Origin of the sequence: Dechloromonas sp. ZY10 (assembly GCF_041378895.1) — a bacterium.
Taxonomy (GTDB): domain Bacteria; phylum Pseudomonadota; class Gammaproteobacteria; order Burkholderiales; family Rhodocyclaceae; genus Azonexus; species Azonexus aquae.
Window position 1 is genome coordinate 2,276,570 of sequence record NZ_CP144212.1, and the last position, 26,421, is coordinate 2,302,990.

Below are 26,421 nucleotides of genomic sequence, written 5' to 3' on the forward strand. Positions count from 1 at the left end.
CAAGAACGAAATAATAGCATAAGTGATCCGTAGGACAACAGCCCTTCTCTATCTGATTTTTGCCCTGTTCGTGGCCGCCTGCGGCAACGGCGCCCTGCCGTTCCCGACGCCGGCGCAGCACGACCTGGTGGTGCTCACCCGGAGCGGCCCGCTCAGCTACCAGGCGAGCGAAGACAATACCGCCAGTGGCCTCGAGCACGACCTGATCGAGGCCTTTGCCCAGGAGCTCGGGGTCGGCGTCAGCTATCGCGTGGTCGAGCCTGGCGAGTTCGAAACGCAGTTGCGCCAGGGCGACTACCATCTCGCTGCCGCCTGGCTGTCGCCGCACAACGAGGCCAGCCTGCAGGGCAGCGCACCCATCTTTCTCACCCGCGACGTGTTGATGCAGCACGAAGCCTCGCTACCGCTCAGCCGGCCCGAACAACTCGCAGGCCAGACCGTGCACGCCCTGGCCGGCACCCGGCAGGCGGCAACCCTGCGCCAGCTGGCCCGCAAAATCCCCGACCTGCGGGTGGTCGAAGTGGCTACCGGCGACATCCTCCAGCTTCTCGAAGCACTGGGCGAGCGCAAGGTCGATTACGTGGCCATGGATGCCCGCCTTGAAGACATCGCCAACCAGTTCGTACCCAACCTGCGCAACACCCTGCCGCTGACCGAAGAACAGCCGATCATCTGGCAGTTCGGACCGCATCCGAATGCCGAACTGGCGGCCCGCGCCAACGCCTTTATCGAACGAGTGCAGCACGACGGCACGCTGGCCCGGATCGAGGAGCGCTATTTCGGCCACGTCCGCCGCCTGACTCAGGCCGATGTAGTCAAATTCCTCGGCGAAATCGAAACCACGCTGCCCAAGTTCCGCCGCTTTTTCGAATCTGCCGAAGCCCTGACCGGCATCGACTGGCGCCTGACTGCCGCGATTGCTTACCAGGAATCACACTGGGACCCGAATGCGACCAGCCCGACCAATGTGCGGGGGATCATGATGCTGACCGAGGACACCGCCGACCATCTCGGGGTGAGCAATCGCCTCAACGCCCGCGAAAGCATCATCGCCGGCGCCCGCTACCTGGTGCAGCTGAAGGAAGCGCTCGACCCCGAGATTGGCGAACCTGACCGCACCTGGCTGGCGCTGTCGGCCTACAACCTCGGTCCCGGCAACGCCGGCGCCAGCCGCCGGCTGGCGCGCGAACTCGGCGCCAACCCCAACCAGTGGTACGAGATGAAGCGCATCCTGCCGCTGCTCGCCCAGCGCAAGTACTACGAGCGGGTCAAGGGCAGCCGGGCACGCGGCGGCGAAGCGGTAATCCTGGTCGAGAACATCCGCAGCTATTACGACATCCTGCAACGCCACGAAAATCCCTGGCAACCGCCAACGGCCAAGCCGCGCCAGTCAGACAAGCCGGCCGGCGAGACACCATCCGGAAAGAAGCCGCGACACAAAGGCGGAAAGAAGAAATAGGACTTCCGGCTGCAGCCCCAAACCGGCTTTTTGCCGGTTTTACCGGTTGACCGTGACTATGGCTGTACTCCGTCAGCAAACTGACCGTCTGCTTTGGCATTCTCCTCCCCCATGCCGACCCTTGAAGAATCGATTGCCGTTTATCGCCAGGCAATGGCGCTGCGCACGCAGCGCCATGAGTTGCTGGCGTCCAATATCGCCAATGCCGACACGCCCAATTTCAAGGCCCGCGACATCGATTTCCGCTCGGCCATCGCCGCCGCCATCGACCAGCGCGGACTAAAACTGCAGACCAGCCAGCAGGGCCACTTTGCGATTCCGCTGAAGAACACCAATCCACCGCTACTGTTTCGTAACGAATACCAGTCGGCAGTCGACGGCAACACCGTCGAAATGGATCACGAACGCAGCCAGATTTCCGACAACGCGATCCAGTACCAGATCCTCACCCAACTGCTCAACGACGAATTCCAGGGCATGCGCCAGGCAATGACCGCGCAGCAGGGCTAAACCCGGAGCAGACCGGCAACACCTTCAGCCAAGACTAAAAATGGCCGCTCCGATGGATTGCGAAGCGGCCATTTTCTTGAAATGTTCGCAGTACGCTTTGCCTGGACCACGTTTAACCAAACGGCACCAGTGCTGGATCGGCCCCAACCGGCAAACGCCACGGTCGACTGCCCAAACGGGCAAAAACTCAAGCCAGCCCCGGCATGCCCGGCAACACCTCGGCCAGCGTCGCCGCCGAGAAACCCTGACTTTCCTGCAGCAAACGCCCGAGCACGCTGCGCCAGTCGAGCCGTACCGGCAAATCGCGGCGCTGGTGCAGTGCCGCTTCGGCCAGCCCGGAAAAATCGCCGAGCAGACGGCCACCGCCCAGTCGCCCCAACGCCCCGCCGAGCAAGAGCGCCAGACCGCCGTGGCCGTGATCGCTGCCCTGAGTACCGTTTTCGCGCACGGTACGCCCGAATTCGCTGCACACCAGCACCTGGGTCCGCCGCCACTCGGCGTCGCCCAGGCCGTCGCGCAGCGCCAGCAAGCCCTCGGCCAGTGGCGGCAGGCTGCGCCCCAGGCTGGCAGCCTGCCCGGCGTGGGTATCAAAACCGCCGAGGTCGATAAAGGCCAGACCCAGCCGTGGATCGCTGCGCAGCACTTGCGCCATGCGTGCCGCCAGCTTGGGAAAACCCGCCACGCCGTTGGCGCCGCGCGCGGCCTGCGGGTCCATGCCGCCGATCCGGTCGAGTTCGGACTGGGTCGCCAGTGCCTGCTCAATCGCTGCGCCGCTGGCCTGCTGCGCGTGCATCGCACGAATCGCGTCGAGCGCCCGATCAGAGCGTACTTGTCGCCCGTTGCCGCCCAGCGGCATCGCCTCGACCCGCCCGAGCGGCGCGCCCTGCAAGATCAAGGGCTGCTCGCCACCGAACCCGACGCAGCGCACCTCGCCACCGGCCGCCTGCGCCGCCCGCGCCAGCCAGCCGGAGCGCCCCGAGGTCTGACCGTTGCCCAGCTCGAACAAATCCTGCGCCTGGAAATGGCTGCGGCTCGCGTCGGTGGTGCCGAAACAGGGGGCGAAGCTCAGTTCACCGCGCGCGAACAAGTCGGCCAGCGGCGTCAGTGCCGGGTGTGCGGCAAAGCCGCTGCGCCCGAGCGCCTTGCCCTCGTTCAGCAGCGGCCGCGACAGGCTCGGCCGCCACTCGGCAAACTGCGGATCGGCAGTCGGCCCGAAGGCAAACAGGCCATCAAGCCCCCCCCGCAAAAACACCACCAGCAATCGCCCATTGGCCCGCTGCGGCTGGCTCAAGGCCCAGGCGGCTGGCGCCACCGCGCAGGCGGACAGCGCCGCGAGACCACCGAGCAAGGCGCGGCGACGGGAAAAATTGAGTGCGGACATGCTGCTTCCTTTCTCGGCCAAGGCCGCTTAACGGCGCATGAATTCGGGGCTGGCGAGCAAGGCGGCGATTTCGTCGCTGCTCCCTAATCCGGCCAGCGCCGCGCTGGAGGTCGCGCTCAAAGGCCCGACTGCCGCGCGCACAGCCGCAAGCTGGGGCTGACAAGCCGCCGCCCGGCGCCCCCCTTCCTCTGGCAAGCGGAGCAGCGGCAGCCGGCCGCCGGCCAGGTCCTGCGCCAACCTCACCCGTTTGCCCAGCGCCGGCGACGACAGCCAGTCGGCCTCCTGGCTGCCGTAACCATCCGGCGTGGTCCGCAGCAAGGGCGCCTGCCCCAGCTCCTGCGCCGCGCGCCAGAAAAAGCGGCCGTTCGCCATCGGCTGCCCGTCGCACACAGCCCGTGCTGCCGACAACAGGTAATCGAGCGGCTCCTTGAATTTGCCCGGCGCCTGCAGCGAGCGGGCAAACTCAGGGCTATCGAGCAAGGGCTGCAAGGTCGCCGAAATCCGCCCGCCGCTGCGCTGAAACGCGGCGGCCATCGCCGCGACCAGCGCCGGCGGCGGTTCGTCGGCAAGAAAACGCCGCGCCAGCTTGCCGGCCAGATGGCGGCCGGTCGCCGGGTGCTGCGCCAGTTGCTGCAAGGCCCGGTGGATTTCCTCGCTGCCTCGACCGGCCGGGTAATCGACCCCGAGCAGGCGCTTGGCGCCGAAGTCGTGGCGCGCCGGGTCGAAGAAGAAATAGCCGCGCCGCTCGGCCCCGGCCGCCTCGACCCGGGCCGGCGGCAGCCGGTTATTGAGGATGCCGGCGCCGGTGATGATCCGCGCCAGCGCCTGCACGTCGCCCTGGCTGTAACCGCCATTGACGCCCAGGGTGTGCAGTTCGAGCAGTTCGCGGGCCAGGTTTTCGTTGATCCCCGGCGTTTCGCCGCGCTGTGCGGCGCGCTCGCCCAGCAGCGAATCAGGGGCGGTCGAGCGGATGTTGTCGAGATAGACCTGCATCGCCGGGTGGTAAAAGCTGGCTTCGAGCAAGGCCAGAAAACGATCCTCGCGCAGCGCCGCCTGCAAGGTCCGGACGTAATCGGCGGCGAGAAACTGGTTGATCGTCTTGAGCCCGTGGATCGAGAAATGATTGAGCCAGAAATTGAGCAGCACCTCATGCCCGGGGTTGTCCGAATTGGCGCTCTGCAGCAGCCGGTCGGCAACAGCCGCCTGGAGCAGTTCGCGCCCGTCCACCTCGCGTTGCGAGCGCACCACTTCGCTTTGTTCGGGCTGGCGGCGGGCCGGCTGGTTCATTTTTTCGCTGCCGCCCGGGCCGTACAGCGGCCACAGTACGCTCAAGGGCTGCGCCGCCGGTGAGGCCGCGAGTACTGCCGCGACCGCCGGCGGATATTGGGCCGGCCCGTGGATCGCCCGCCGCAGCAGCTGCTGCGGCGTCTGGCCGACGGTGGCCGCCAGGCTGGCGCGGTCGGCACCGTAGCCAAAGCGATTCAGCCAGGCCCGCGCGGCCTCGGCAGCAAGCGGGGTCTGCCCCGGCGTTGCCGCCATTGCCGCCGACAGCGGCAGGGCACAGAGCACGGCCAGGCCGCAACGAATCAGGATCGCACCAGAACGAGACCGCATCGAATTTCCCCCGCCAACGAATGCGCCCATTGTTGCCCCGGATCGCTGCTTGAGGCAGCCTGCCCGACAAGGAAAATTGCAAGCACTTGTTACTGCCGCCCCGAGTTTTTGCGGTTTTTTACGGTCGACCGTGGCCAAACGGCAAAAAGCGGCCCTGAACTCAGCCCCGCGCCACGATATTGCGGCGCAGCCAGTTCAGCATGTCCGCCCAGATCGCCCGCTGTTCGCGCGCCGGCGGCATCGCGTTCGCATGCGGCAGCTCGATGGTGACCACCGGCACATTCTTGTGCACCCCGCCATAGTTGCCGAGCGAGCCGGGATAGACGCCAAGACGGCTCAGCGTCAGTTGCCCGAAACGCTGCGGCTGGCGGGCCGGTCCGTCGTAGTCGAGCAAGCCGTAGGGGGCATGGACGCTGACGATCACATCCGGGCGGAACTGGCCGATTTCACTTTCCAGCCAGCGGGTTTCCGGTTCCGAACTCGCCGCCTTGCCGGGATAGCGCCGGGGATCGCGTTCGGTCTTGCGCTGCCAGTAGGCGTGCGCGTCCTTGTGCCAGTCGGGCGTGGCGAAGTTGCGGTTGAGATCGACGCCGTTGGCATTGACCCGGGTCGGCTTGCCGGCCAGCAGGCCGTCCGGGTTGGCAACCGGAATCACCCGCCAGTGGTAATGCGTTGCCTCGCCTTCCTGCATCCACGGCAGCCAGCGGAAAACCAGCGCCGCCGAGGTCAGTTCGTCGCCATGAATGCCGCCGATCACCAGCACCCGGGGCGCCCGCCCCCCAGGCTGGCGGCTGGCCAGTTTCTTGGCCGGTGGCGGCAGGTCGCGCCACATCAAGGCCCGCCCTTGCTGCGACCGCGCCGCCGCCGGCTGCAGCCCGAGCGCCCGGCATTGCGCCGCCGGCACGCTCTTCAAGCGCTTGCCGATGGCGGCGCACCAGTCCTCGGCCAACACCGCCCGGGGCAGGAGCAAGGCCAGCAAGAGCAGCGGCAAACCAGGAAGACAGCGGGAAATACAGCACATACGAGGGCAACATCGCTCAGCAAAGATCAGCCCGATATGATGCCTCAGACTGCCTCAGAACGGGGCTGAAGTCCTATAATTGGCGGTTTATGGCCGTTTTCACGGTCGACCGTAAAAATCAGGAAAAACCATGCTCGACATCCAGCAACTCCGCTCCAACCTCGACGCCGTCGCCGCCGGTCTGGCCAAGCGCGGCAAGCCCATCGACTTTACCGAATTCTCGGCCCTTGAAGCCGAGCGCAAAACGCTACAGACCCGCACGCAAGACCTGCAGGCGCAGCGCAACAGTCTCTCCAAGCAGATCGGCATGTTGAAGGGCAAGGGCGAAGATGCATCGGCGGTGATGGCCCAGGTCGGTGCCCTTGGCGACGAGCTCAAGGCTTCGGAAGTGCGCCTCGGCGAGTTGCTGGAAAAATTCAACGCCATCCTCGCCGCGCTGCCCAACATTCCGGACGAATCGGTCCCGGTCGGCGAAGACGAAACCGGCAACGTCGAAGCCAAGCGCTGGGGCAGCCCGCGCGCCTTCGACTTCCCGGTCAAGGACCACACCGACGTCGGCGAAAACCTCGGCCAGCTCGACTTCGCCACCGCCGCCAAGATCTCCGGCGCCCGCTTCTCGCTGCTCAAGGGCGGCGTCGCCCGCCTGCACCGCGCGCTCGCCCAGTTCATGCTCGACACCCACACCGGCCTGCACGGCTACACCGAAGTCTACGCCCCCTACCTGGTCAACGCCGCCAGCCTCTACGGCACCGGCCAGCTGCCCAAGTTCGAGGAAGACCTGTTCAAGGTGCTGCGCGGCGACCAGGACCCGCTCTACCTGATCCCGACCGCCGAAGTGCCGGTAACCAACATCGTCCGCGACGAAATCCTCGCCGGCGAAGCCCTGCCGCTCAAGTTCGTCTGCCACACCCCCTGCTTCCGCTCCGAAGCCGGCTCCGGCGGCCGCGACGTGCGCGGCATGATCCGCCAGCACCAGTTCGAAAAAATCGAACTGGTCCAGATCGTCCACCCCGACCAGTCCGCCGCCGCGCACGAAGAACTCACCGGCCACGCCGAAGCCATCCTCGAAGCGCTGGAACTGCCCTACCGCCGCATGGTGCTCTGCTCCGGCGACATGGGCTTCTCCGCCGCCAAGACCTACGACCTCGAAGTCTGGCTGCCGGCGCAGGACACCTACCGCGAAATCTCCTCCTGCTCCAACTTCGGCGCCTTCCAGGCCCGCCGCATGCAGGCCCGCTTCCGCAACGACAAGAACAAGCCGGAACTGGTGCACACCCTCAACGGCTCCGGCCTCGCCGTCGGCCGCACCCTGGTCGCGGTACTGGAAAACAACCAGCAAGCCGACGGCAGCGTCGTCATCCCGACCGCACTGCGCCCCTACATGGGCGGGCTGGAAGTACTGACCCCGGCGGGGTAAGGCGGGTTGGTTTCAGATTGAGGAACGGCGCCGGGGAGACGGCGCCTTTTTTTTGGGGGGTGCCGCTAACTGAAGAAGCACCAGAGAGAATCAGCGAAAGAGCAATTCTCTGCCGAAGCCGATTCTGAGCAACCAGAGGAAGTTTGGACACGAGAGCGCAGATTGTCTGCCATTCACTCGGTGGCATGAATCACCTGGGTTGAGTGGAAACTCCGTAGTGCAGGCTCTAGCTTTTTCGGCAAGAGCCAGTGCCCGCAGAAAAAACCCGACCTCGAAAGATTGGGGGTTTACAAGCCAAGAGGCTCCACTGCCGAGCCAACTCCAAGGCTGTTTGTGGTGTTTCCCGTTGCCCAATCAAGTTGGTTGGCTACCAATTGCATCGAGGGGATAAAGCACCTTTACGCTCGGTAACGCCAGCAGCCATTCAGCCACTTTTTCACGATAGTCGAGGTAATGCCGACTTGCCTTGTGGGCCTCAAAGGCAGCCACATCGGTGTAACTTTCAATGAGGTAAAAGCCTCTGTCACCCTCTCCTGCAATAAAAAGGTCATAGGTAATGTTACCGGGCTCTGCCCGGGTGGCGCTGACCAGCGATTTCAGCGCCAGCGCAACTTTTTCCCGGTGATCCGGTTTGGGTTGCAAACTGGCAAAGACGTGAACGGTCATTTCATTCTCCTTGGTATCTGTTAAATCTCTGTGCGGTCTGGGTTATGCGGGGCGGTAGCGTTCGAGCCAATGGGCATAAGAGGCCGGCAGCGTCCATGCCGGACGCTCAATCCGCAAAACCTGAGCGGCGTGATAGGGCCAATGTGGGTTGGCAAGATGTGCCCGTCCGATCATGACCAGATCGAGTTGCCCATTGGCTACGACCTGATTGGCCATCACCGGGTCGTCAAAGCCCCAGGCGGACGCCACGGGGATTTTGGCCTCATGCTTCACGCGCGCCGCGATCGGTGCCAGGAAGGCCGGTCCCCAAGGAATGGCAGCCTCCGGGGTGGAAAATCCGATGCTGACATTCAGGAAGTCGAGCCCCTCATCGCGGAACCGGGTCACCAGTTGTATCGCATCGGCCAGCGTTTCCTCGTCCCGACCATCGTATTCAATGACCCCCAGGCGAACCGTGAGCGGCAGGTGATCCGGCCATACCTGGCGGACGGCGGAGAGCGTCTCCAGCAGGAAGCGGCCCCGGTTTTCCGGGCTGCCGCCGTATTCGTCGGTGCGCTGGTTTGCGTGACGGGAAAAGAAACTCTGGCCGAGATAACCGTGCGCGAAATGGAGTTCCAGCCATTCAAAGCCAGCATCGCGTGCACGGATGGCGGCTGCGACGAAGTCATGACGGACCCGCTCGATATCGGGCTGGTCCATGGCTTTCGGGACTCGGGGCAAATGGCCGCCAAACGCCACGGCGGACGGTGAAATCGTCGTCCAGGCACGCGGATCATGTTCCGGGATGTGGTCATCACCTTCCCACGGACGGTTGGCATTGGCCTTTCTGCCAGCATGGCCAATCTGAATGCCGGCAACTGCACCGGCTGCCTTGATGGCCTTGGCTACCGGTTCGAGCGCGGCAGCCTGCGCATCGTTCCAGAGCCCCAGGCAGGCGGGGGTGATTCGCCCCTCCGGGGAAACAGCGGTGGCTTCGACAATCACCAGGCCGGCACCGCCACGCGACAAGGCTGTGTAATGGGCCAGATGCCAGTCATTGGCCACCCCATCCGTGGCAGCGTACTGGCACATCGGCGGAATCGCGATACGGTTGCGCAGTTCAACGGACTTGAGGCGATACGGCGTAAATAGCTGGGACATGATGTGTGGTTTCCTGCTTCGAGATTCGTCATGGAAGATCGGCAATGCGAATGACCACCTTGCCTTGGTTCTGGCCTGCCTCGGCCGCTCGGAGGGCGTCCGGCACGGCCTCCAGCGGAATCACCTGACGGATCATCGGGTCAAGCTGGCCGTCGGCCATCTGTTTCGCCATGAATTCGCCACCCCGGGCGATGTCACGCAGGTTATCGCTATCGCCGTGCTGGTAGGCAAACCCTAGAGCAACGTCGTGGATGGAGATGGCCTTTCCCCACGGAGGCAGCGTCGCATCACTGGGGCGGCCCACCACGCAGACGATGTGACCGTTGTGACGCAACACTGGCAGCAAAGCAGCGGAGGCCGCTCCCGAGACCATGTCGATCACCGCATCGACACCTCGCCCACCGGAAAGCGCCATGACGCGCTCCACGACGTTTTCAGTCTTGTAGTTGATGACCGCATCGGCACCCAGTTTACGAAGCCGTTCCGGCTCGCTGGAGGCGGTTGCGTACACCGTGGCACCCAGCGCCTTGGCAAGCTGGATGACGAATCCGCCTACGCCGCCACCGCCGGCATTGACGAGTACCGACTGGCCGGCCTCCAGGTGCGCCTTGCGATAAACCGCCTGCCAGGCGGTGATGCCGGCACAGGGGATCGTGGCGGCCGCATCGAACGCCAGATGTGCCGGTATCGCACTGACAATGTCCTGGCTCACCACCACGTACTCGGCAAACCCGCCCCAGCGCAGGAGGTTGTTCAGGGCGACCACGCGGTCGCCGGCCTTCCAGGCGGAAACCTCAGGCCCCACGGCATCGACGATGCCTGCCGCATCAATCCCCAGCACATGCGGCAGGGCCAGCGAACTGCCGCCCTTGGCAAATTTGAAATCGACCGGATTGATGCTGGAATACGCGACCTTGATGCGAACCTCGCCCGGCCCGGGGACAGGCACAGGAACTTCTTCGAGCGACAGTTCGTAGGGGCAGCCGACTTGATTGAGCAACAGTGCTTTCATGGCTGTTCTCCTTGCCACTCAAGCCTTCATGCCAAGGGCTTCGATCAGCATGTCGGCAACCTTTTCCGAAGACTGGGGGTTCTGGCCGGTGATCAGCTGGCCGTCCCGAATGGCAAAGGCCTGCCAGTTATCGCCCCCTTCGAAGACACCGCCCAACTCACGCAAGTGGCTTTCCAGCATGAAAGGAACCACGCCAGCCAAGCCGACTTCGCGCTCCTCAGCGTCGGTGAACGAATTCACACGGTGGCCCTGCACCATCGGCTGCCCATCGCCCCGAACGGCGGAGACCAGACCGGCGGCGCCGTGGCAGACCGAAGCGATGAACTTGCCCTGGCCATAAGCAGACTCCACTGCGGCTTTCACGCCGCGATCCGTTGGCAGGTCCCACATCGTGCCGTGTCCGCCTGGAAAGAAAACTGCATCGAAGTCTTCGACCTTCAACTCGAGTACGGGGCGGGTATTTTCAATCATGGCCTGCAAGGCCGGATCGGTCAGCATCCGTTCGACAGCAGGGTGATTCGTTCCCCAGGCTTTGACACTGCCAGGGTCGATGGGCGCTTTGCCGCCGGCGGTGGAGGCAATCACCACCGAGGCGCCGGCATCAACGAGGGCGTAGTACGGCACGGCGAGTTCTTCGGCCCAGAGGCCGGTGGGCTTGTCGGTATTGCCCATCAGGTTGCTGGAGGTGACGATCATCAGAATACGGGTTGTCATGATTATTTCCTTGTCGAGAAGTGATGGATTACAGAGCGGCTTCGAGAATCTGGCGGCTCACCACCAGGTTGACGTCGCTGTGTTCACCCAGCGCCGTCATGCCGTGGGCTTCGAGTTGATGAACGATGGGATCGATGGCTTTTGCATCCAGTCCGTAGGCAGAAAAGCGGGTCGGCACCCCCAGGCTTTCAAAGAAGGCTTCGGTGCGTGCAATAGCCCCATCAATGCGCATTTCGTCGGTGCCTTCGTGCAATTGCCAAACCCGCGCGGCGTACTGAAGCAGCTTGGCGCGCTTGGCCTCACGCCGCACTTTGAGATTGGCCGGCAACACCATGGCCAGTGTCCGGGCATGATCAATGTCATGCAGCGCCGTGATTTCGTGGCCGATCATGTGGGTGGACCAGTCTTCCGGCACGCCGGCACTGATCAGACCATTGAGGGCCAGGGTAGCGACCCACATCAGGTTGGCCCGTGCTTCTTCGTCGGGTTGGGAATCAAGCACACGCGGGCCAATATCGATCAGCGTTTGCAGCAGACTCTCGGAGAAGCGATCCTGGATCAGGCCCCCTGCCGGGTAGGTCATGTACTGCTCCATGACGTGGGTGAAGGCATCGACCACGCCATTGGCGAGTTGTCGTTCGGGGAGTGTGTTCGTTTTCGTGGGGTCCAGGATGGAGAACTGCGGGAAAACATGGCCATTCAAGAACACAAGTTTTTCCTTGCTGGCACGCCGGGTAATCACCGCACCGGAATTCATCTCCGAGCCGGTGGCGGGCAGGGTCAGCACACTGCCAAACGGCATGGCACTTTGGACGACTGCCCCGTGGCTTTCGAGAATTTCCCAGGGCTCGCCTTGGTAATGCACTGCAGCGGCCACGAATTTCGTGCCATCAATAACGGAACCGCCGCCGACTGCCAGCAGAAAATCCAGATCGTTGCTGCGCACCAAATCTACTGCTCGCATCAGGGTTTCGTAGGTCGGGTTGGGCTCGATGCCGCCGAACTCGTGAATGATCCGGCCTTGCAGGGCAGTACGCACCTCGCTCAAGGTGCCGTTTTTCTCGGCACTACTGCCACCGTAGAGCACCAGAATTCGTGCATTGACGGGAACTCGCTCACTCAGCCGAGCGATGGAGCCTTGGCCGAAGACGATGGCTGTCGGGTTGTGGAAAGTGAAGTTCAACATGGTGAATCCTTTACTTGGGATCAAGAGCAGTGCTCAGCGCTTGTTCAGCGCTTCAATCAATGCGGCGGCCAGGGCATGGTCAGAGAAGGGGTTCTGACCGGTAATCAGTTCGCGGTCTACCACCACATTCGGCTGCCAGGCTTCCACAAACTTCATCTGGCCACCTGCTTGTGCCATGGCCTTTGCCGGGTAGAAGCGCAGCTTGTCGCCCTTCAGGGTGTCTTCAAACACCTTTTCTTCGGGGTCCGAGAAGATCGTCATGCGGTAGCCGTTGTAGATCCAATTCGTTGCCTGGGGCTGGCTGTTCTTGACCAGGGCCTGCTCATACCCACGGGGGTCGTCCTGGGCAGCCAGGAGCGTGATCGGCCCATGGCAGATGGCGGCGGTGGGTTTGCCTTTTGCATGGAAATGCTGCAGCAGCGCCCCAACCTCAGGGTTGTTCGACAGGTCGATCAGCGGTGCGTGGCCGCCCGGAATGAACACGGCCGCATATGCCTCGAGACCGGACTTGATGACTTCGGCCAGGGGCTTGATCTTCCCCGGGGCAGTGAGCTCGGCGACGACGCCCTGGATACGCTGCATTTCAACGGCATTACCCCCGAAGTACATCGGATCAATGGAACTCTGGTCCGGTTTCGGTTGATTACCTTTCGGCGTGACGATTGTCAGTTGGTAACCAGCGCGCAGCAATGCATCGGCGGGAACACCGAATTCATTGAGGTAGTAACCCGACGGGAAGGTCTGGCCGTTCTGCAACGGCAATTCGGTTTCGCTGGAGAGCAAGACCAGCACCTCGCCCTTCGGCGCAGCATGAGAGGTGGCGGAGACGGCAAGTGCCAAGGTCAGCAACAGGGACTTGAATAGTATTTTCATGGCGATCAGTCGATTCATCGTTGAATGGAAGGTGCGTTTTCTCAAGAGCCGAAACGACATCTTGTGTGGAACGAACTTTATTGATCGACGCCATGGAGATAAACTGGCTACAGCGTAATTTATCTATTACACAAAAGAACAAATGAGAACCTTCGACCCCGTCCAACTGGGAAGCATCGAGTTGTTTTGCAAGGCCGCAGAACTGGGCAGCTTTACCGCTGCCGCTGAAGTGCTGGGGCTGACACCCGCTTCAGTCAGCCGCTCGATCAGCCGCCTGGAGTCGAGATTGGGGGTACGGCTTTTCGCTCGCACGACCCGGCACATACGGCTGACCAGCGAAGGCGAGCTGTATCAACAGCAATGCCAGCAAGCCCTGGAGCAGATCGCCGAAGCGGAGCGGATGATTACCGGAACCCAGAAAGTCCCTAGTGGCGTGCTGCGCCTGAGCGTGGGCACGCCTTATGCCCATTACCGGTTATTGCCCTTGCTGCCCAAATTTCAGGCCGCTTACCCGCAGGTTGAAGTCGAGTTGAGCATTTCCAATCGCGTGGTGGACTTCGTCGATGAAGGGTTTGACCTGGCCATCCGGCTGGGCATCCCGCAGGATTCCAGACTGATCGCCCATACGCTGGAGGATGCCTCTCTGGGCGTTTTTGCAGCGCCCTCGTATCTGGCGGCCCGCGGCACCCCCAAGACCTTGGCCGATCTGGATGGCCATGACTGCATCCAATTCGTGCTGCCGAGTACCGGACGCGCCATGCCTTGGATTTTCAAGGATGCTGCCGGCAAGGACATCGATTTCAATTTCCGCAGCCACAAGCGGGTGCATGATGACGTGCTAGGGTGCGTCAATTGGGCGATTGCGGGTGGCGGGTTGTTCCAGATTTATCATTTCATTGCCCAGGCGGCAGTCAAACGTGGCGAACTCGTGGAAGTTCTACAAGGCGCTGGCGGGCGCACGCGCAGGTTCTCCATTCTTTATCCGCAAAACCGGCACCTTTCTGCCCGTGTACGTGCCTTTGTGGATTTCATGGCGCGAGCAGTGCGCCGATGACTCATTAGTGACCACGGTTCACCTGAGATGGGAGGTTAGCCTGGAATCACCCATCGACAACATGCAGGAAACATGCACCCTCCCCTTTTGAAACGAGGCTGTCAGCCCCCCAGCGACTCCCGCAAAAACCCCACCGCAATCCCCGCCGCCTCGGCCGCATCGCCATAGTCGTCGTGGCTACCCGGAATACAGGCCAGTTCAACCTTCGCCTCGCCACGGGCAGCGTGGATTTCTTCGGCTTCGGCGTAGGGAACCAGGTCGTCGCGGTCGCCGTGCAGGAGCAGGACCGGGCAATGGGCGCGGGCGATGGTGTTGACCGGGGCGATGGCGTCGAAGCGCCAGCCGATGGTGCGCTGGACGTAGGCCAGGATCAGCGCGCCGAAGGGGCGGTAGGGAATGCGCTTGGCGGCCAGCCAGCGGCGCATCATCCGCGCCGGGTGGGCGAAGGCGGCGATGCTGACCACCGCCCGCAGGCCGGGCCGGCGGCTGGCGACGAGCAGGGCCGCGCCGGCGCCGACCGAGTGGCCGAGCACGCCCAGGCGGTCGCGGTCGGCTTCCGGCTGCTCTGCCAGCCAGGCCAGTGCGGCTTCGATGTCTTCGGCAAAGCGCGGCAGCGAGGCGAAGCGGTCGCCGTCGCTCAAGCCGTGGCAGCGGGCGTCGACCAGCAAGAGCGCGAAGCCGGCGGCGTTGAGCGGCGCGGCCACCGGCAGCATCAATTCGGCGTTGCCGCCCCAGCCGTGCATCACCACCAGCGCCGGGGCGGCGGCTGTTGCTGCCGGCAGCAGCCAGCCGCGCAGGGTCTTGCCGTTGGCGCCGGCAAAGGCGACGGCGCAGCCGCTGCTGCCCGGCGGCGCTTCGGGCCGGGCGATGCGCTCGGGCGCCAGACCCCGGCGCACCGCCAGGGCAAAACCGGCATAGGCCAGCGGCAAGGCCGCCAGGCCACCGGCCACGGCAAGCAGCCCGCTCATGGATGCGGCTGGAAGATGCGGCCGCTGAGCAGACCGCGCGCGGTGTGCCAGGCGGTCAGGCTCCAGAAGAAAAGCAGCAGGCCCCAGGCGGCAAGGGTGACGACCAGTACGCTGTGCCAGGCCAGTTGTTGCTGCAACAGCAGGCCGGCATTGACGAAGGCGCCAAGCGGAAAGGTGAAGCCCCACCACGACAGCGCGAACGGCAGTTGCCCGGCGCGGCGGGCGGCCAGCGTCATCAGCGATGCCATTGCCAGCCACCAGACACCGAAGCCCCAGCACAGCAGCAGCGCCAGCGTGCCGAGTTCGCGCAGGCCGGGCAGCGGCAGTTGCGCCAGCAAGGCGTTGAGGCTGACCGGGATGACCCCGAGCGGCGCCAGGTGAATCCACACCGTCGGCGTCAGGATGCCCTGCGCCGGCTTGTGCAGATATTTGCGGAACAGGGTCAGCCCGAGCAGGCCGAGATACATCAGGCTGCCAGCACCCAAGCCGACGCCGTTGATCAGCCAGGCCCAGTCGCGCGCGGTTTCGCCCATCGCCGGCAGCAGCGGTGCGCCGGCGAGCGGGATCACCACCAGCCCGACCGCCGGAATGAAATTGGCCGGGGTAACGTGGTCGACCGTGACTTGCTCGCCACGGAACATCTGGTACGGCACCGCCAGGCTGAAACCGAGGTGCAGCAGCGCCCCCAGCCACCACAGGCCGAGCGCGATCTCGATGCAGGGCGTAAACACTCGCCATTGCGCCGCCAGGATCAGCAGCGCAATCGAAAAGGTCGGGTAGAAATTGCCTTGCACCGGGTGCTGCAAGGTCTGCATCGCCTCGGGACGAAAGCGCAGCCAGCGCCACAGCCAGGGGATGGCAAAGAGCAGGAACAGCAGGTTGTTGGCCCAGTGCAGGGCCAGCGCCGGGCCGGCCAGCCACGGCCAGAATTGCGCCAGCCCGTGGGTGGTCAGCGCCAGCACGCCGCTGCCCATCACGGCGGCAAACCAGCCGGGCGCCAGGGTGCGCGACAGGGTGGAAAAATCGGGGTGAGCCATGCGCCTTGCCTCAAAACAGAATTAGACAATTCTAATATAAAGCCTGAGCCAACGCAGCCTGCGGGCGACTCGCCCCCGACTTTGCCGGCAGCACGGCAGCGATGGACGATGGAAAGCGCCCCGCCGCATCGCCGGCTTGCCGCCGCTACAAGCCGCGAAACTGCGCCCGCCAGGCGCTGGGCGCGATCCCGAAACGGCGGCTGAAGTGCAGGCGGAACGAGGCCGGCGAGCCGAAGCCGCAACGTTCGGCAATCTGCTCAACCGACAGCGTGCTGTCTTCCAGCCAGTGCTGCGCTTGTGCCAGCCGTTCGCTGAGCAGCCAGTCGCCGACACTGCCGCCGGTGAGTTGGCGAAAATGCCGGCTCAGGCTGCGCCGGCTGGTTGCCAGCCGGGCGGCCAGGCTATCCAGACTGTGCGGCTGGTCGAGGTGCGCCCGCACCCAGTCGAGCAAGGCTGCCAGCCGCGTATCGCGCGGCGTCGCCGGCAGCGGCTGCTCGACGAACTGCGCCTGCCCGCCCTGGCGGTGCGGCGCCATCACCAGCCGGCGGGCGACGCGGTTGGCGACGGCCACGCCGTAGCGCTGGCGCAGCAGGTGCAGGCAGCAATCAAGGCCGGCGGTAGTCCCGGCCGAGGTCAGCACCGGGCCGTCTTCGATATAGAGCACGTCGGGATCGACCCGGCAGCCGGGGTAACGCGCCGCAAGATCGGCGGTCCAGCCCCAGTGGGTGGTCACCCGGCGGCCTGTGAGCAGCCCGGCTGCCGCCAGCACATAGGTGCCGAGGCAGAGCCCGACCAGTTGCGCACCGCGCGCGGCGGCCGCGCGCAAAGCGGCAAGGAGTTCGGCCGGCGGGGTTTCGGCGGCGTCGCGCCAGCTCGGCACGATCACGATGGTGGCCGCCTCAAGTGCGGCCAGCGAGTGTTCCGGCTGCAGCGAGAAACCGGCGCTGGTACGTAACGGGCCGGGCTCGGCGGCACACACCCGGAGGTCGAAACGCGGCGTTTCGGGGTGGCGGTCGCCGAACACGACGCAAGGCACCGAGAGGTGAAAGGGGCTGATCCGGTCGAAGGCGACGACAGCAACGATGGGCGCCGGCGCAGCATCCGCAGGCGGCGCGGAGGCATGGGAAGAACGGGAGCGCGGAACGGAGGCGACAGGAGCGCCGGACGGGTCGGTGGCAGGCATGAGCGAGGCAGCCAAATCAGGAGAAAAAAAAAGTCGATGGCCCGATCTTAATGAAATTTGACCATCGGGCCACTCGTGGGCGCAGGCCCCTGCCCGCACAATGCCCTCGCACCCAAGCTGCAACTACCCCATTTTTTCAGGAGTTCCCCATGTCTACCGCCCCCCGCCGTGCCCTGCTGGTCGTCGATGTCCAGAACGAATACTTCAGCGGCAATCTGCGCATCGAGTACCCCGATCCGCAACAATCGCTGGCCCATATCGGCCAGGCGATGGATGCCGCGACTGCCGCCGGCATCCCGGTGATCGTCGTCCGCCATCTGGCGCCGGCCGGCGCGCCGATCTTTGCGCCGGGCAGCGTCGGCGCCGAACTGCACCCGGAAATCGCCCGCCGCCCCTGCGACCTGCTGTTCGACAAGCACCTCGCCAGCTGCTTCGCCGGGACCGAGCTCGCCGACTGGCTGCAGCAGCGCGGCATCGACACCCTCAGCGTGGTCGGCTACATGACCCACAACTGCGACGACGCCACCGTCCGCCACGCCGCGCACCACGGCTGGAAGGTCGAACTGCTGCACGATGCCGCCGGTTCGCTGCCCTACCGCAACGCGCAGGGCAGCGCCAGCGCCGAGGAAATCCACCGGGTTTTCTGCGTCGTAATGCACACCGGCTTCGCCGCCGTCTGCTCGACCGCCGATTGGCTGGCGGCCGTCGCCAACGGCCAAGCCCTGGCTGCCGACAGCGTCTGGCAGTCGCACCAGCGGGCACTGGCCGGGAATGCTGCCTGAGCAGGGCCTGAACGCGGCCTGAGCCTGGCTGAACAGCCTCGCCCAGGTCCGATTCGCTGAAAACAAGCCAAGGCCGCTCCATGCTTGCGGCCCGACCTCACCCCGACCTCACCCCGGCCAGAGCCAGGCCTTGCGGCCAAACCCTGGCGGATGGCCTGCCCGGCCCGACGCAATCACATCCACCACGGTCGACTGGCAAAAAAGCCTTTTTTCCCGGTCGACCGTAGCAAGGGCTGCCTGCGTATCGCCAGAGGCAAAGGCAGGTTCTCATGGGGCGGCTCGACAAGCCTGCGGGCAGCGCCGACAATGCGCCACTTATCGTCGCTTGCCAGCCCATCCCCCCTTTTCCAGCCCGATGCCGATGCGCCTCTCCCGCCTGCCCCTCCTGCTTGCCGGCCTGCTGGCCGCCCACGGCGCTGCTGCCCGCGATGCCATCGACCCGACAAGCTGTACGCTACGCGGTCACAAGCTTTACGGCAAAATCCAGGTGGTCAATGCCTTTCCCGACCTCAAGGTGCGGGTAGTCACCGCCTTCCCGCAACTCAAGGTCAAAAAGGTCGATGCCTTTCCTGACCGCTGCGGCGAATGGCGCTATGTCGACTCTTTCCCCGACACCAAGATCCAGTTCGTTGACGCCTTTCCCGATCTCGAAATCGAATTCGTGACCGCCTTCCCCGGCATCAAGTAGAACCGCCACAGCGCAACCCGGCGCTTCATGGCGGGCGGCCTGAACCGCCCCGGCCTCGGCAGTTCACACCCGGAAGTGGTGGACTGCCTCGCTCAGTTCACGCGCCAGTGCCTGCAGGCGGCGAGTGGCATCGGCACTGCCAGCGACGGCGGCAGCGTTGGCCTCGCTCAGGCGGGCAATGTGTTCCACCCGCCCGACCACGTTTTCGCTCTGCGAGCGCTGCCGGCCAAGCGCGTCGCCAATCTCGCCGACTGCCCGCAGAACCTGCTCCGATTTTTCCTGCAGGGCGGCAATCGTCGCCCCGGCCTGCGCCACCTCGGACGACTCGGCACCGACCAGGGCCACCCCCTGCTCCATCCGCTCCACCCCTTGCTGGATGCCCTTGCGCACGATGTCGACCGTGCTGCTGATCTCGACCGTGGATAGCCCGGTCCGCTCGGCCAGCTTGCGCACCTCGTCGGCGACCACGGCAAAGCCGCGCCCCTGTTCGCCGGCCCGGGCGGCTTCGATGGCGGCATTGAGGGCGAGCAGATTGGTCTGGTCGGCAATCTCCTTGATCACCCCGACAATCGCTGAAATCTTCTCCGACTCCTGTTCCAGTTGCGCGATCACCGCCGCCGACTCGGTCACCGAACCAGCCACCCGCTGCATCCCATTGACTACTTCGCCGACCACACGGCTGCCGCTGCGCGACAGTTCGCCGGATTCGCCGGCTGCCTCGCGTGCCGCAGCGGCATGACCGCAGACGGCGCCCATCCCGCCACTCATCGCTTCAACCGCCGTCGCCACCTGCGCCAGGGCCTCGCTCTGTTCACGCGAATGGCCGGCAACTTCGCTGCTGCTACCGGCCAATTGCTCGGTAGCAGCAAGCAAGGCATCGGCGTTGTCGCGAATCTGGCGCACCATGGTCGCCAGTTGCGCCTGCATCCCCGCCATCGCAGCCATCACGCTCCCCGGCTGAGCCCGGCTGATTGCGCAACCGAGATCGCCCGCCGCCACCTGCCCGGCCACCCGGCATACTTCACTCGGATCGCCGCCCAATTGCCGCTGCAAGGTTGAAACAATCCGCCACAGCAACACCAGCGATACCGCCAGGCTTAACAGCAGCATCCCCTCCAGCCACAGTTCGGCTCGCTCAATCGCTGCCACGCTCTGCTGCCGGCCGCTTTCGAGCTCACCGCGCATCAGCTTGATCCGTTCCAGCAAGCTGCCGCGCACCTTGCGCCACAGCGGCGTTTCCTGTCCGTTGATCGCCGCTACCGCCGCTGCCTGATCACCGGCAACGGCCTGTTCGACAATCCGGGCCATCAGCTTCTGGCGCTCGGCCATCTGCCCGCCAAGCTCGTCAAGCAGCCGCAACCAATCGCCCTGACCGGCAGCCAGGCTCCGCGCCTGCTGCAGATGCAGGGAAAACTCCTCCTGCGCCTTGGCCAGATTGCCGTGCCCGGTCTTGTTGGCCGGATCGAGCACGATGTTGCGCAGCGCCTGCCCGCTCTGCAGACCCTGCGCATACATGCCGACCAGAGCCCGCTCCAGCTCGACATCGTGACCGAGATGCCGTTCAAAACTGTGGCGCGCGGAGTACAGACCATACAAGCCAAAGCCGCTGCCCGCGAGAAAGATCGCAAAGACGATGCCGAGCATCAGCACAATCCGCATTTTCAGGCTCATGCCCCCTCCTCATTCCACATAAGAAAATAATTTTCATCTAATGGAACAATAACAACAAAACCACTTCCGGTTAAGGGTTTTATCGGCGATCTGGCCCCCTGTCGTCTTGCCACAAATACCGCTGGCAGGCCAGGCGAGGCGCACGCCCGGGGGCTTTCACGGTACACTGGCCGGATCGGCAAAAAACAATATTCCAATTCACTGCTCCGCCGCATGCCCAACGCCCCGCTTCGCCTTCTTCGCCAGTTCATGCTCGGCCTGCTGTTATTCGCCGCCGGTTCGGCAATGGCCAGTGAAAAACTGGTTCTTGGCATCTTTGCCTATCGCCCGCCGGAAGTCCTGCAGCCGCGCTATCAACCTCTGATCGATTATCTGGCCCGGCAGCTCGACGGCGTCGAAATCGAATTGCGTGTCCTGTCGCAGGAGGCGATGGAAGCGGCACTCGCCGGCAACGAACTCGATCTGGTATTTACCAATCCCAGTCACTACATCGTCATTCGCACCCGCTTTCACCTGACCGGCGCGCTGGCCACGCTGATCAGTCTCGAAAGCGGCCAGGCCACCACCCGCCTGGGTGGGGTGATGATTACCCGCAACCACCCGCAAGCACCAACCGATCTGGCGGCGCTGACCCAGGCCCGGGTTGCGGTACCCGGACGCAAATACCTTGGCGGCTATCAGGCGCAGGTTTACGAACTGATGGCGGCCGGCTTCAAGCCGCCTCAGGAGTTTGAAATCATCGGCAGTCACGACGGCGTCGTGCAAGCAGTGCTGGCAGGCCGCGCCGAAGCCGGTTTCATCCGCAGCGGCGTGATCGAGGAAATGGAACGCGAAGGCAAGCTCGACCCCAGCCAGTTGCGCATCCTCAACGCTCGCCATTTCTCCGGCTTTCCATACCGGGTCTCCACCCGCCTTTACCCGGAATGGGCATTTGCCGCACTGCCGCATGTCGATAGCTGGCATGTCCGCAAGATCGCTTCCAGCCTGATGCTGCTGGAGGCCAGCCACCCGGCGGCGCGGGCGGCCGGGATCGCCGGCTTTGCGCCACCGGCGGACTACCTGCCGGTTGAAAATCTGATGCGTACCCTGCGCACCCCACCTTTCGACCAGAGTGCCGAGATCACCTGGCTGGACGTGTGGAACCAGTACCGAGCCACCGTGCTGGTTGCCCTCGCCTCGCTATTGGCCATTCTCGCCCTGCTTGCCCAGTTGTTCCGCCGCAATCGGGCGCTGCAGGAAGCCCGGCTGGCGGCGGAAACGGCGAACCGGACCAAGAGCGAATTCCTGGCGACCATGTCGCACGAAATCCGTACCCCGATGAACGGCGTGCTCGGCATGGCGCAATTGCTGCTCGACGACCACGTCTCGCCGGCCGAGCGCCGCGACTACGCGCTGACCATTCTCAACTCCGGCCAGATCCTGCTCTCCTTGCTCAACGACATCCTCGACCTGTCGAAAGTCGAAGCCGGGAAAATCGAACTGGAAAATCTTGATTTCAATCTTGCCCAGCTATTGCAGGATACGGCAGCGCTGTTTGCCGAGAGCGCCCGCCAGAAAGGCCTGGCGTTTACCGTCGACTGGCCGGAAAACGCTGGCGGGCTGTATCAGGGCGACCCGGTCCGGATTCGCCAGATGCTGTCAAACCTGATCAGCAACGCGATCAAGTTCACCGCCAGCGGCGGCATCCGGATCGAGGCCCGCTGCCAAGAACAGGCCGGCGACAGTTGCCGGATCGAGTTTGCCGTAGTCGATAGCGGCCTCGGCGTGCCGGAGGAAAAGCGCCACCTGCTGTTCCGCCCCTTCACCCAGGTCGATAGTTCGACGACCCGCCGCTTTGGCGGTAGCGGCCTGGGCTTGTCCATCGTCCGGCGACTGGCCGAACTGATGGACGGCGAGGTCGGCATCGACCCGGTCATGCCCCAGGGTTCGCGCTTCTGGTTCAGCATCCGCCTGACTCGCAGCGACCGCCCGCAGCCGGCAAGCACCCCGGCGCCACTGGCGACGACCGGCAGCCTGCGCCCGCAGCGGATTCAGGACATTCTGGTGGTCGAAGACAACGCGACCAACCGCAAGGTCATCGAACTGATGCTGAAAAAACAGGGCCTGAGTTGCCGCTGCGTCGAAAACGGCCAGCTTGCCGTCGACGCCATCCGCGCCGGCCATCGTCCCGATCTGATCCTGATGGATTGCCAGATGCCGGTGCTGGATGGTTTTGCCGCCACCGAGCAGATTCGTGCCTACGAGCAGGATAACGGTCTCGGCCGGCTGCCGATCGTGGCCCTCACCGCCGGCGCCTTTGCCGAAGACCGCGAACGCTGCGAGGCCTGCGGCATGGATGCGTTTCTGGCCAAGCCGCTGAAGCTCGACGAACTCCTCGCCGTGCTCGCGGCCTGTGCCGCCCCGGCACAGCCTGCGGCAGCCTGACGAGCTTGCCGGCTCGGCAAGCCGCGCGGGGATGAGGCACAATAGCCGCAAACCCCTTGCGGCGCCGGGCGCCGCTCATCCGGCAAGGAGAAGAACATGGTGGCAGAAACCCTGGTCAAGAAGCTGCGTTCGCTGATCGCCCCGAGCGCTGAACGGCAGGCGCTGACCGCGCGCGGCCTGGAACGCTTGCGCGAACAATTGCGCGAATGTGCGGCCGGCCTCGGCGGCGAAGTCTCGGCACGCACCCGTGCCGCCAAACTGGCGGAAACCTATCTCGGACTCAACGACGAAGGCCGCCAACAATTCCTCAAGCTGATTTCGCTCGAATTCGGCCCCGATCCGGCCAAGGTCGCCGCTGCTCACGAGCGCTACCAGGCGGCCGTCGGCAGCGCCGACCAATGGAAAGCCGAGGCGGCACTGCGCGGCGCGATGCGCTCGTCGCGGATCCGCATCCTGACCCAGTTCAATGCCATCCCGCAGGGGGTCAAGTTCCTCGTTGACCTGCGCGCCGATCTGCTCCGTTATCTGGAAGGCAGCAAGGGTAGCGGCGGCGACAAGGAACTCGCCGTGCTCGACCGCGAGCTCGAAAGCCGCCTCGGCGCCTGGTTTGATGTCGGCTTCCTCGAACTGCAGCGGATCACCTGGAATTCGCCGGCCGCGTTGCTCGAAAAATTGATCGAGTACGAAGCGGTACACGAGATTCGCTCCTGGGCCGACCTCAAGAACCGCCTCGATTCGGACCGTCGGCTCTACGCCTTCTTCCATCCACGGATGCCGGCCGAGCCGCTGATCTTCGTCGAGGTTGCACTCACCGACCAGCTCGCCGGCAATGTCCAGGCCCTGCTCGATGAAAACGCACCGGTCTTCGACCACCGCAAGGCCGACACCGCGATTTTCTACTCGATTTCCAATACCCAGGTCGGGCTGCGCGGCGTTTCCTTCGGCAATTTCCTGCTCAAGCGGGTGATCGACGACCTCAAACGCGATTTTCCGAGGCTGGCGCATTTCGCCACCTTGTCGCCGATGCCGGCGCTCGCTGCCTGGGTGCGCAAAAATCCCGAGGTGCTGGCCGAAGCCGGGATCAGCCTCGGGCTGGAAGAACTGAGCAACGGCACCTGGGCCGCTGACGACAAGCAGGCGCGCAGCCTGCGCGACGGGTTGCTGCGGGTTGCCGCGCGTTACCTGACCCAGGCCAAGCAGGGTGGCGCCGAGAATGGCCCGCCCTTCGACCCGGTTTCACGCTTTCACCTTGGCAATGGCGCCCGCGTCGAACGCCTGAATTATCTGGCCGACACCTCGCCCAAGGGTTTCCGCCAGTCCTTCGGACTGATGGTCAATTACCTCTACGACCCGGACGACCTCGAACGTAATCTGGAAGCCTTTGCCAGCGATGGCACGATTGCCGCCTCGGCGGCAGTGCGCCGGCAGGCGCGCAGCAAGGCGTGAGCGCCGGCATCCGGCGATTGGCAGCGGCCGATCTCGACGCGGTGATGCAGGTGCAGGCCGCCTGCTACCCGCCGGCACTCAACGAAACCCGGGCGGTTTTTGCCCGCCGCCTGGCGGCCGCCCCCGACACCGCCTGGCTCGCCGAAACCGCCGGCGGTGTCGGTGCCTACCTTTTCTGCTACCGCTCGCAGCCGGGCGGGATCACGCCCTTGGGCGGCGACTTTGCCCCCAGCCGGGAAGGCACGGCGCTGTACATCCATGATCTGGCCGTTGCTCCTGCGGCATCCGGGCAAGGCCTCGCCCGGCGCCTGCTGGAAACGGCCTGGGCCAGCGCCCGGGCCAACGGGCTGGCGTTCTGTACGCTGGTCGCGGTGCCCGAAGCAATTGCCTTCTGGACCCGGCTCGGCTTCGTGCCGGCGCAAGCGGCGGATCAGCGGCAACAGGCGAATCTCGCCAGCTACGGAACGCAGGTAGCCTATTTGCAGCGTGCGCTGTAAGTAAATCCGCCCATTTCAAGCGGAGGGAAAAACCGCTTTTTCAGCGGTCGACCGTGGCTCCGGCCTCACTGAGCAGGCCCTCACCCTCGGCGGGGAGAACCGGCTGCGGCCGACTCATTGCGTAAAGCACCCCGGCGCAGCAGCCAAAGAATGCGGCCGTGGCCAGGATGCTCGGGGTCCAGCTGTCGCCCAGACCGCGCGTCTGCCAGACCCAGACAAACCCAGCCAGCGCCGGCAGCATCATGAAAGCGCAAAACAAGGCGCTGGCGAGGGCAATTTTCTGGCCGATATGGCGGGGCTTGCGCATGAGCATTCCGATCTCGATGAAGTGGCCGCGATTGTACCGGCGGTAAAGCCGGCAGCGGATTTTTTCTGCCGCCGGGCAAGCGCCCCAGGTCAACCGCCTTTGACGAAATACACCATGCTCAACACGCTGCCGACGATGACCACCGCCCGCCGCAACCAGCGGGTCGGAATCCGCCGCGCCAGCAACACGCCGGTAAAGCCGCCGGCCGTAGCGGCCAGCAGCGCAACCAGCGTATGCGGCCAGCTGATGGCACCGGCGACGATGAAAGTCAGCGCCGCAACGCTGTAATTCACCGCCGAGCAAAGATTTTTCAAGGCGTTCAATTCCTGCATGTCTTCGTAGCCCTGGATCGAAAGCGCGGCCAGCGTCAGAATCCCCAGCCCAGCGCCGAAAAAGCCGCCGTAGATCGCTACCACCAGTTGCAGCAACAGCCAGCCGGGGCCGCGCAGGACACCGGCGCCGGCCTGCCGCCCGAGGCGGGCCTGCACCCACTTGACCAGACGGTTAACCTCGGCGCTGAAGGCAAACAGGCCGGTCGCCAGCAACAGCAGCCAGGGAATCAGCCGGGCGAATGCCGCGTTCGAAGTGGCCAGCAGCAACAAGCCTCCGAGCATGCCGCCGGTCAAGGCGGCAAACATCAGCGCCAAGGCCTGACGACCGCTGCGGCGCACCTCATGGCGATAGGCGAAGGCGCTGGACAGGCTGGCCGGCCACAAGGCCACCGCATTGCTGGCGTTGGCGGTCACCGGCGGCAAGCCCACCGCCAGCAGCGCCGGAAACGAAAAGAAGCTGCCGCCGCCGGCGATGGCATTCAGGTTGCCAGCAAGAAAGGCGCTGGCCGCAACCAGCAGATAATCGAACAAGCTCATCGGGAAAAATTCCGCAATCGTCATCGGAAGGACAGGCCGCCAGGCGGCCCGTCCGCTCACTCAAGCCGGCCAGGCCGGCGCGTAGGGATGCCGCCGCAAGCGGCCGCGCTGCGGCTGGCGCAAGACTCTGGCGATCTGCAGCAAGCTCGGCTGCAGGCGCGACCAGCCCTGCATTTTGCAGACAAAATCGACCGCTCCCAGCTGGATCGCCCGCACCGCCGTCGCCACTTCCCGGGTCCGCGAGAAATACACCAGGTAGAGCGGCAGTGCCTGCCGGTTAACCCTCTCCTGCACCTCCAGACCGCCGAGGTCAGGCAGTTCGCTCTCCAGGATCAGGCAGCCGCGCCGCAGCGTGCTGCTCCGGGCAAGAAAATCCCCGGCACAGGCAAAACGGGTGACGGCAAAACCCAGCCGCTGCAGTTCCGGCTGCAATTCGTCGGCCACCTGCGGATCGGCATCCAGCAGATAGGCCGGACAATGCTCCTCGATGCCCCCCATTCCT

The 26,421-nt window shown here is 64.5% G+C and carries 25 protein-coding genes; 9 read left to right on the plus strand and 16 right to left on the minus strand.

Annotated features, from left to right (window positions below):
* Positions 1-22 precede the first annotated feature (22 nt).
* Positions 23-1,459 (plus strand): membrane-bound lytic murein transglycosylase MltF, encoded by a 1,437-nt coding sequence (gene mltF / locus VX159_RS10340; protein WP_371322802.1) that lies wholly within the window; start codon positions 23-25, stop codon positions 1,457-1,459.
* A 111-nt stretch (positions 1,460-1,570) separates the two neighbouring features.
* Entirely contained in the window at positions 1,571-1,969 is a 399-nt protein-coding gene (gene flgB / locus VX159_RS10345; RefSeq protein WP_371322803.1) for a flagellar basal body rod protein FlgB, read from the plus strand.
* Positions 1,970-2,156: 187 nt separating this feature from the next.
* Here flgB and VX159_RS10350 read toward each other — a convergent pair whose 3' ends face one another.
* From VX159_RS10350 to VX159_RS10360, 3 genes are all read right to left on the minus strand, one after another.
* Entirely contained in the window at positions 2,157-3,350 is a 1,194-nt protein-coding gene (locus tag VX159_RS10350) for a DUF1501 domain-containing protein (RefSeq protein WP_371322804.1), read from the minus strand.
* A gap of 27 nt (positions 3,351-3,377) precedes the next feature.
* On the minus strand, positions 3,378-4,964 hold the full coding sequence (locus tag VX159_RS10355) for a DUF1800 family protein (RefSeq protein ID WP_371322805.1): 1,587 nt from the start codon (positions 4,962-4,964) through the stop codon (positions 3,378-3,380).
* A 160-nt stretch (positions 4,965-5,124) separates the two neighbouring features.
* A complete protein-coding gene (locus VX159_RS10360; protein WP_371322806.1) occupies positions 5,125-5,985 on the minus strand; it encodes a M14 family murein peptide amidase A in 861 nt (286 codons plus the stop codon).
* A 130-nt stretch (positions 5,986-6,115) separates the two neighbouring features.
* On the opposite strand from VX159_RS10360, the gene serS reads away from it, so the two are divergent.
* Positions 6,116-7,402 carry a serine--tRNA ligase gene (gene serS / locus VX159_RS10365; RefSeq protein WP_371322807.1) on the plus strand — a complete coding sequence of 429 codons (1,287 nt, stop codon included), beginning with the start codon at positions 6,116-6,118 and terminating at the stop codon, positions 7,400-7,402.
* 354 nt (positions 7,403-7,756) lie between these two features.
* Here serS and VX159_RS10370 read toward each other — a convergent pair whose 3' ends face one another.
* From VX159_RS10370 to VX159_RS10395, 6 genes are read right to left on the minus strand one after another with little or no spacing between them, the layout of a single operon-like run.
* Entirely contained in the window at positions 7,757-8,068 is a 312-nt protein-coding gene (locus tag VX159_RS10370) for a putative quinol monooxygenase (RefSeq protein WP_371322808.1), read from the minus strand.
* 42 nt (positions 8,069-8,110) lie between these two features.
* The gene (locus tag VX159_RS10375; RefSeq protein ID WP_371322809.1) at positions 8,111-9,208 is read right to left on the minus strand and encodes an NADH:flavin oxidoreductase/NADH oxidase; all 1,098 of its coding nucleotides are present in this window, start codon (positions 9,206-9,208) and stop codon (positions 8,111-8,113) included.
* 28 nt (positions 9,209-9,236) lie between these two features.
* Entirely contained in the window at positions 9,237-10,220 is a 984-nt protein-coding gene (locus tag VX159_RS10380; protein ID WP_371322810.1) for a zinc-binding dehydrogenase, read from the minus strand.
* 18 nt (positions 10,221-10,238) lie between these two features.
* Positions 10,239-10,934 (minus strand): type 1 glutamine amidotransferase domain-containing protein, encoded by a 696-nt coding sequence (locus VX159_RS10385; protein ID WP_371322811.1) that lies wholly within the window; start codon positions 10,932-10,934, stop codon positions 10,239-10,241.
* A 28-nt stretch (positions 10,935-10,962) separates the two neighbouring features.
* Positions 10,963-12,120, minus strand: coding sequence for an iron-containing alcohol dehydrogenase (locus VX159_RS10390; RefSeq protein WP_371322812.1), 1,158 nt, complete (start codon positions 12,118-12,120; stop codon positions 10,963-10,965).
* Between the two features lie 33 nt (positions 12,121-12,153).
* A complete protein-coding gene (locus VX159_RS10395) occupies positions 12,154-13,011 on the minus strand; it encodes a type 1 glutamine amidotransferase domain-containing protein (RefSeq protein ID WP_371322813.1) in 858 nt (285 codons plus the stop codon).
* Between the two features lie 124 nt (positions 13,012-13,135).
* On the opposite strand from VX159_RS10395, the gene VX159_RS10400 reads away from it, so the two are divergent.
* A complete protein-coding gene (locus tag VX159_RS10400; RefSeq protein WP_371322814.1) occupies positions 13,136-14,047 on the plus strand; it encodes a LysR family transcriptional regulator in 912 nt (303 codons plus the stop codon).
* Between the two features lie 101 nt (positions 14,048-14,148).
* On the opposite strand, the gene VX159_RS10405 is transcribed toward VX159_RS10400, so the two are convergent.
* From VX159_RS10405 to VX159_RS10415, 3 genes are all read right to left on the minus strand, one after another.
* The gene (locus VX159_RS10405) at positions 14,149-15,015 is read right to left on the minus strand and encodes an alpha/beta hydrolase (protein ID WP_371322815.1); all 867 of its coding nucleotides are present in this window, start codon (positions 15,013-15,015) and stop codon (positions 14,149-14,151) included.
* Positions 15,012-16,052, minus strand: a complete 1,041-nt coding sequence (locus VX159_RS10410; RefSeq protein WP_371322816.1) for a C4-dicarboxylate ABC transporter — start codon at positions 16,050-16,052, stop codon at positions 15,012-15,014. Before VX159_RS10410 ends, VX159_RS10405 begins: the two co-directional genes overlap by 4 nt.
* Positions 16,053-16,197: 145 nt before the next feature.
* Positions 16,198-17,235 carry a GlxA family transcriptional regulator gene (locus tag VX159_RS10415; RefSeq protein ID WP_371322817.1) on the minus strand — a complete coding sequence of 346 codons (1,038 nt, stop codon included), beginning with the start codon at positions 17,233-17,235 and terminating at the stop codon, positions 16,198-16,200.
* 149 nt (positions 17,236-17,384) lie between these two features.
* Here VX159_RS10415 and VX159_RS10420 point away from each other — a divergent pair, with 149 nt between their 5' ends.
* Together VX159_RS10420 and VX159_RS10425 are read left to right on the plus strand one after the other, a co-directional pair.
* A complete protein-coding gene (locus tag VX159_RS10420) occupies positions 17,385-18,017 on the plus strand; it encodes a cysteine hydrolase family protein (protein ID WP_371322818.1) in 633 nt (210 codons plus the stop codon).
* 361 nt (positions 18,018-18,378) lie between these two features.
* Positions 18,379-18,705, plus strand: a complete 327-nt coding sequence (locus VX159_RS10425; protein WP_371322819.1) for a hypothetical protein — start codon at positions 18,379-18,381, stop codon at positions 18,703-18,705.
* A gap of 63 nt (positions 18,706-18,768) precedes the next feature.
* Here the strand turns inward: VX159_RS10425 and VX159_RS10430 are convergent, their stop codons facing one another.
* Positions 18,769-20,376, minus strand: a complete 1,608-nt coding sequence (locus VX159_RS10430; RefSeq protein WP_371322820.1) for a methyl-accepting chemotaxis protein — start codon at positions 20,374-20,376, stop codon at positions 18,769-18,771.
* Between the two features lie 213 nt (positions 20,377-20,589).
* On the opposite strand from VX159_RS10430, the gene VX159_RS10435 reads away from it, so the two are divergent.
* The 3 genes from VX159_RS10435 (at position 20,590) to VX159_RS10445 (ending at position 24,743) form a co-directional block, all read left to right on the plus strand.
* On the plus strand, positions 20,590-22,800 hold the full coding sequence (locus VX159_RS10435; protein WP_371322821.1) for a PhnD/SsuA/transferrin family substrate-binding protein: 2,211 nt from the start codon (positions 20,590-20,592) through the stop codon (positions 22,798-22,800).
* A 96-nt stretch (positions 22,801-22,896) separates the two neighbouring features.
* Positions 22,897-24,246, plus strand: coding sequence for a malonyl-CoA decarboxylase domain-containing protein (locus VX159_RS10440; protein WP_371322822.1), 1,350 nt, complete (start codon positions 22,897-22,899; stop codon positions 24,244-24,246).
* Complete coding sequence (locus VX159_RS10445; protein WP_371322823.1) at positions 24,243-24,743, plus strand: GNAT family N-acetyltransferase; 501 nt, start codon at positions 24,243-24,245, stop codon at positions 24,741-24,743. The genes VX159_RS10440 and VX159_RS10445 overlap by 4 nt, the downstream gene beginning before the upstream one ends.
* A 40-nt stretch (positions 24,744-24,783) precedes the next feature.
* Here the strand turns inward: VX159_RS10445 and VX159_RS10450 are convergent, their stop codons facing one another.
* The 3 genes from VX159_RS10450 to VX159_RS10460 all read right to left on the minus strand — a co-directional run bounded on the left by VX159_RS10450 (position 24,784) and on the right by VX159_RS10460 (position 26,417).
* The gene (locus tag VX159_RS10450) at positions 24,784-25,050 is read right to left on the minus strand and encodes a hypothetical protein (RefSeq protein ID WP_371322824.1); all 267 of its coding nucleotides are present in this window, start codon (positions 25,048-25,050) and stop codon (positions 24,784-24,786) included.
* An 89-nt stretch (positions 25,051-25,139) separates the two neighbouring features.
* Positions 25,140-25,919, minus strand: a complete 780-nt coding sequence (locus VX159_RS10455; RefSeq protein WP_371322825.1) for a sulfite exporter TauE/SafE family protein — start codon at positions 25,917-25,919, stop codon at positions 25,140-25,142.
* Between the two features lie 60 nt (positions 25,920-25,979).
* Positions 25,980-26,417 carry a response regulator gene (locus tag VX159_RS10460; protein WP_371322826.1) on the minus strand — a complete coding sequence of 146 codons (438 nt, stop codon included), beginning with the start codon at positions 26,415-26,417 and terminating at the stop codon, positions 25,980-25,982.
* Between the last annotated feature and the right edge of the window lie 4 nt (positions 26,418-26,421).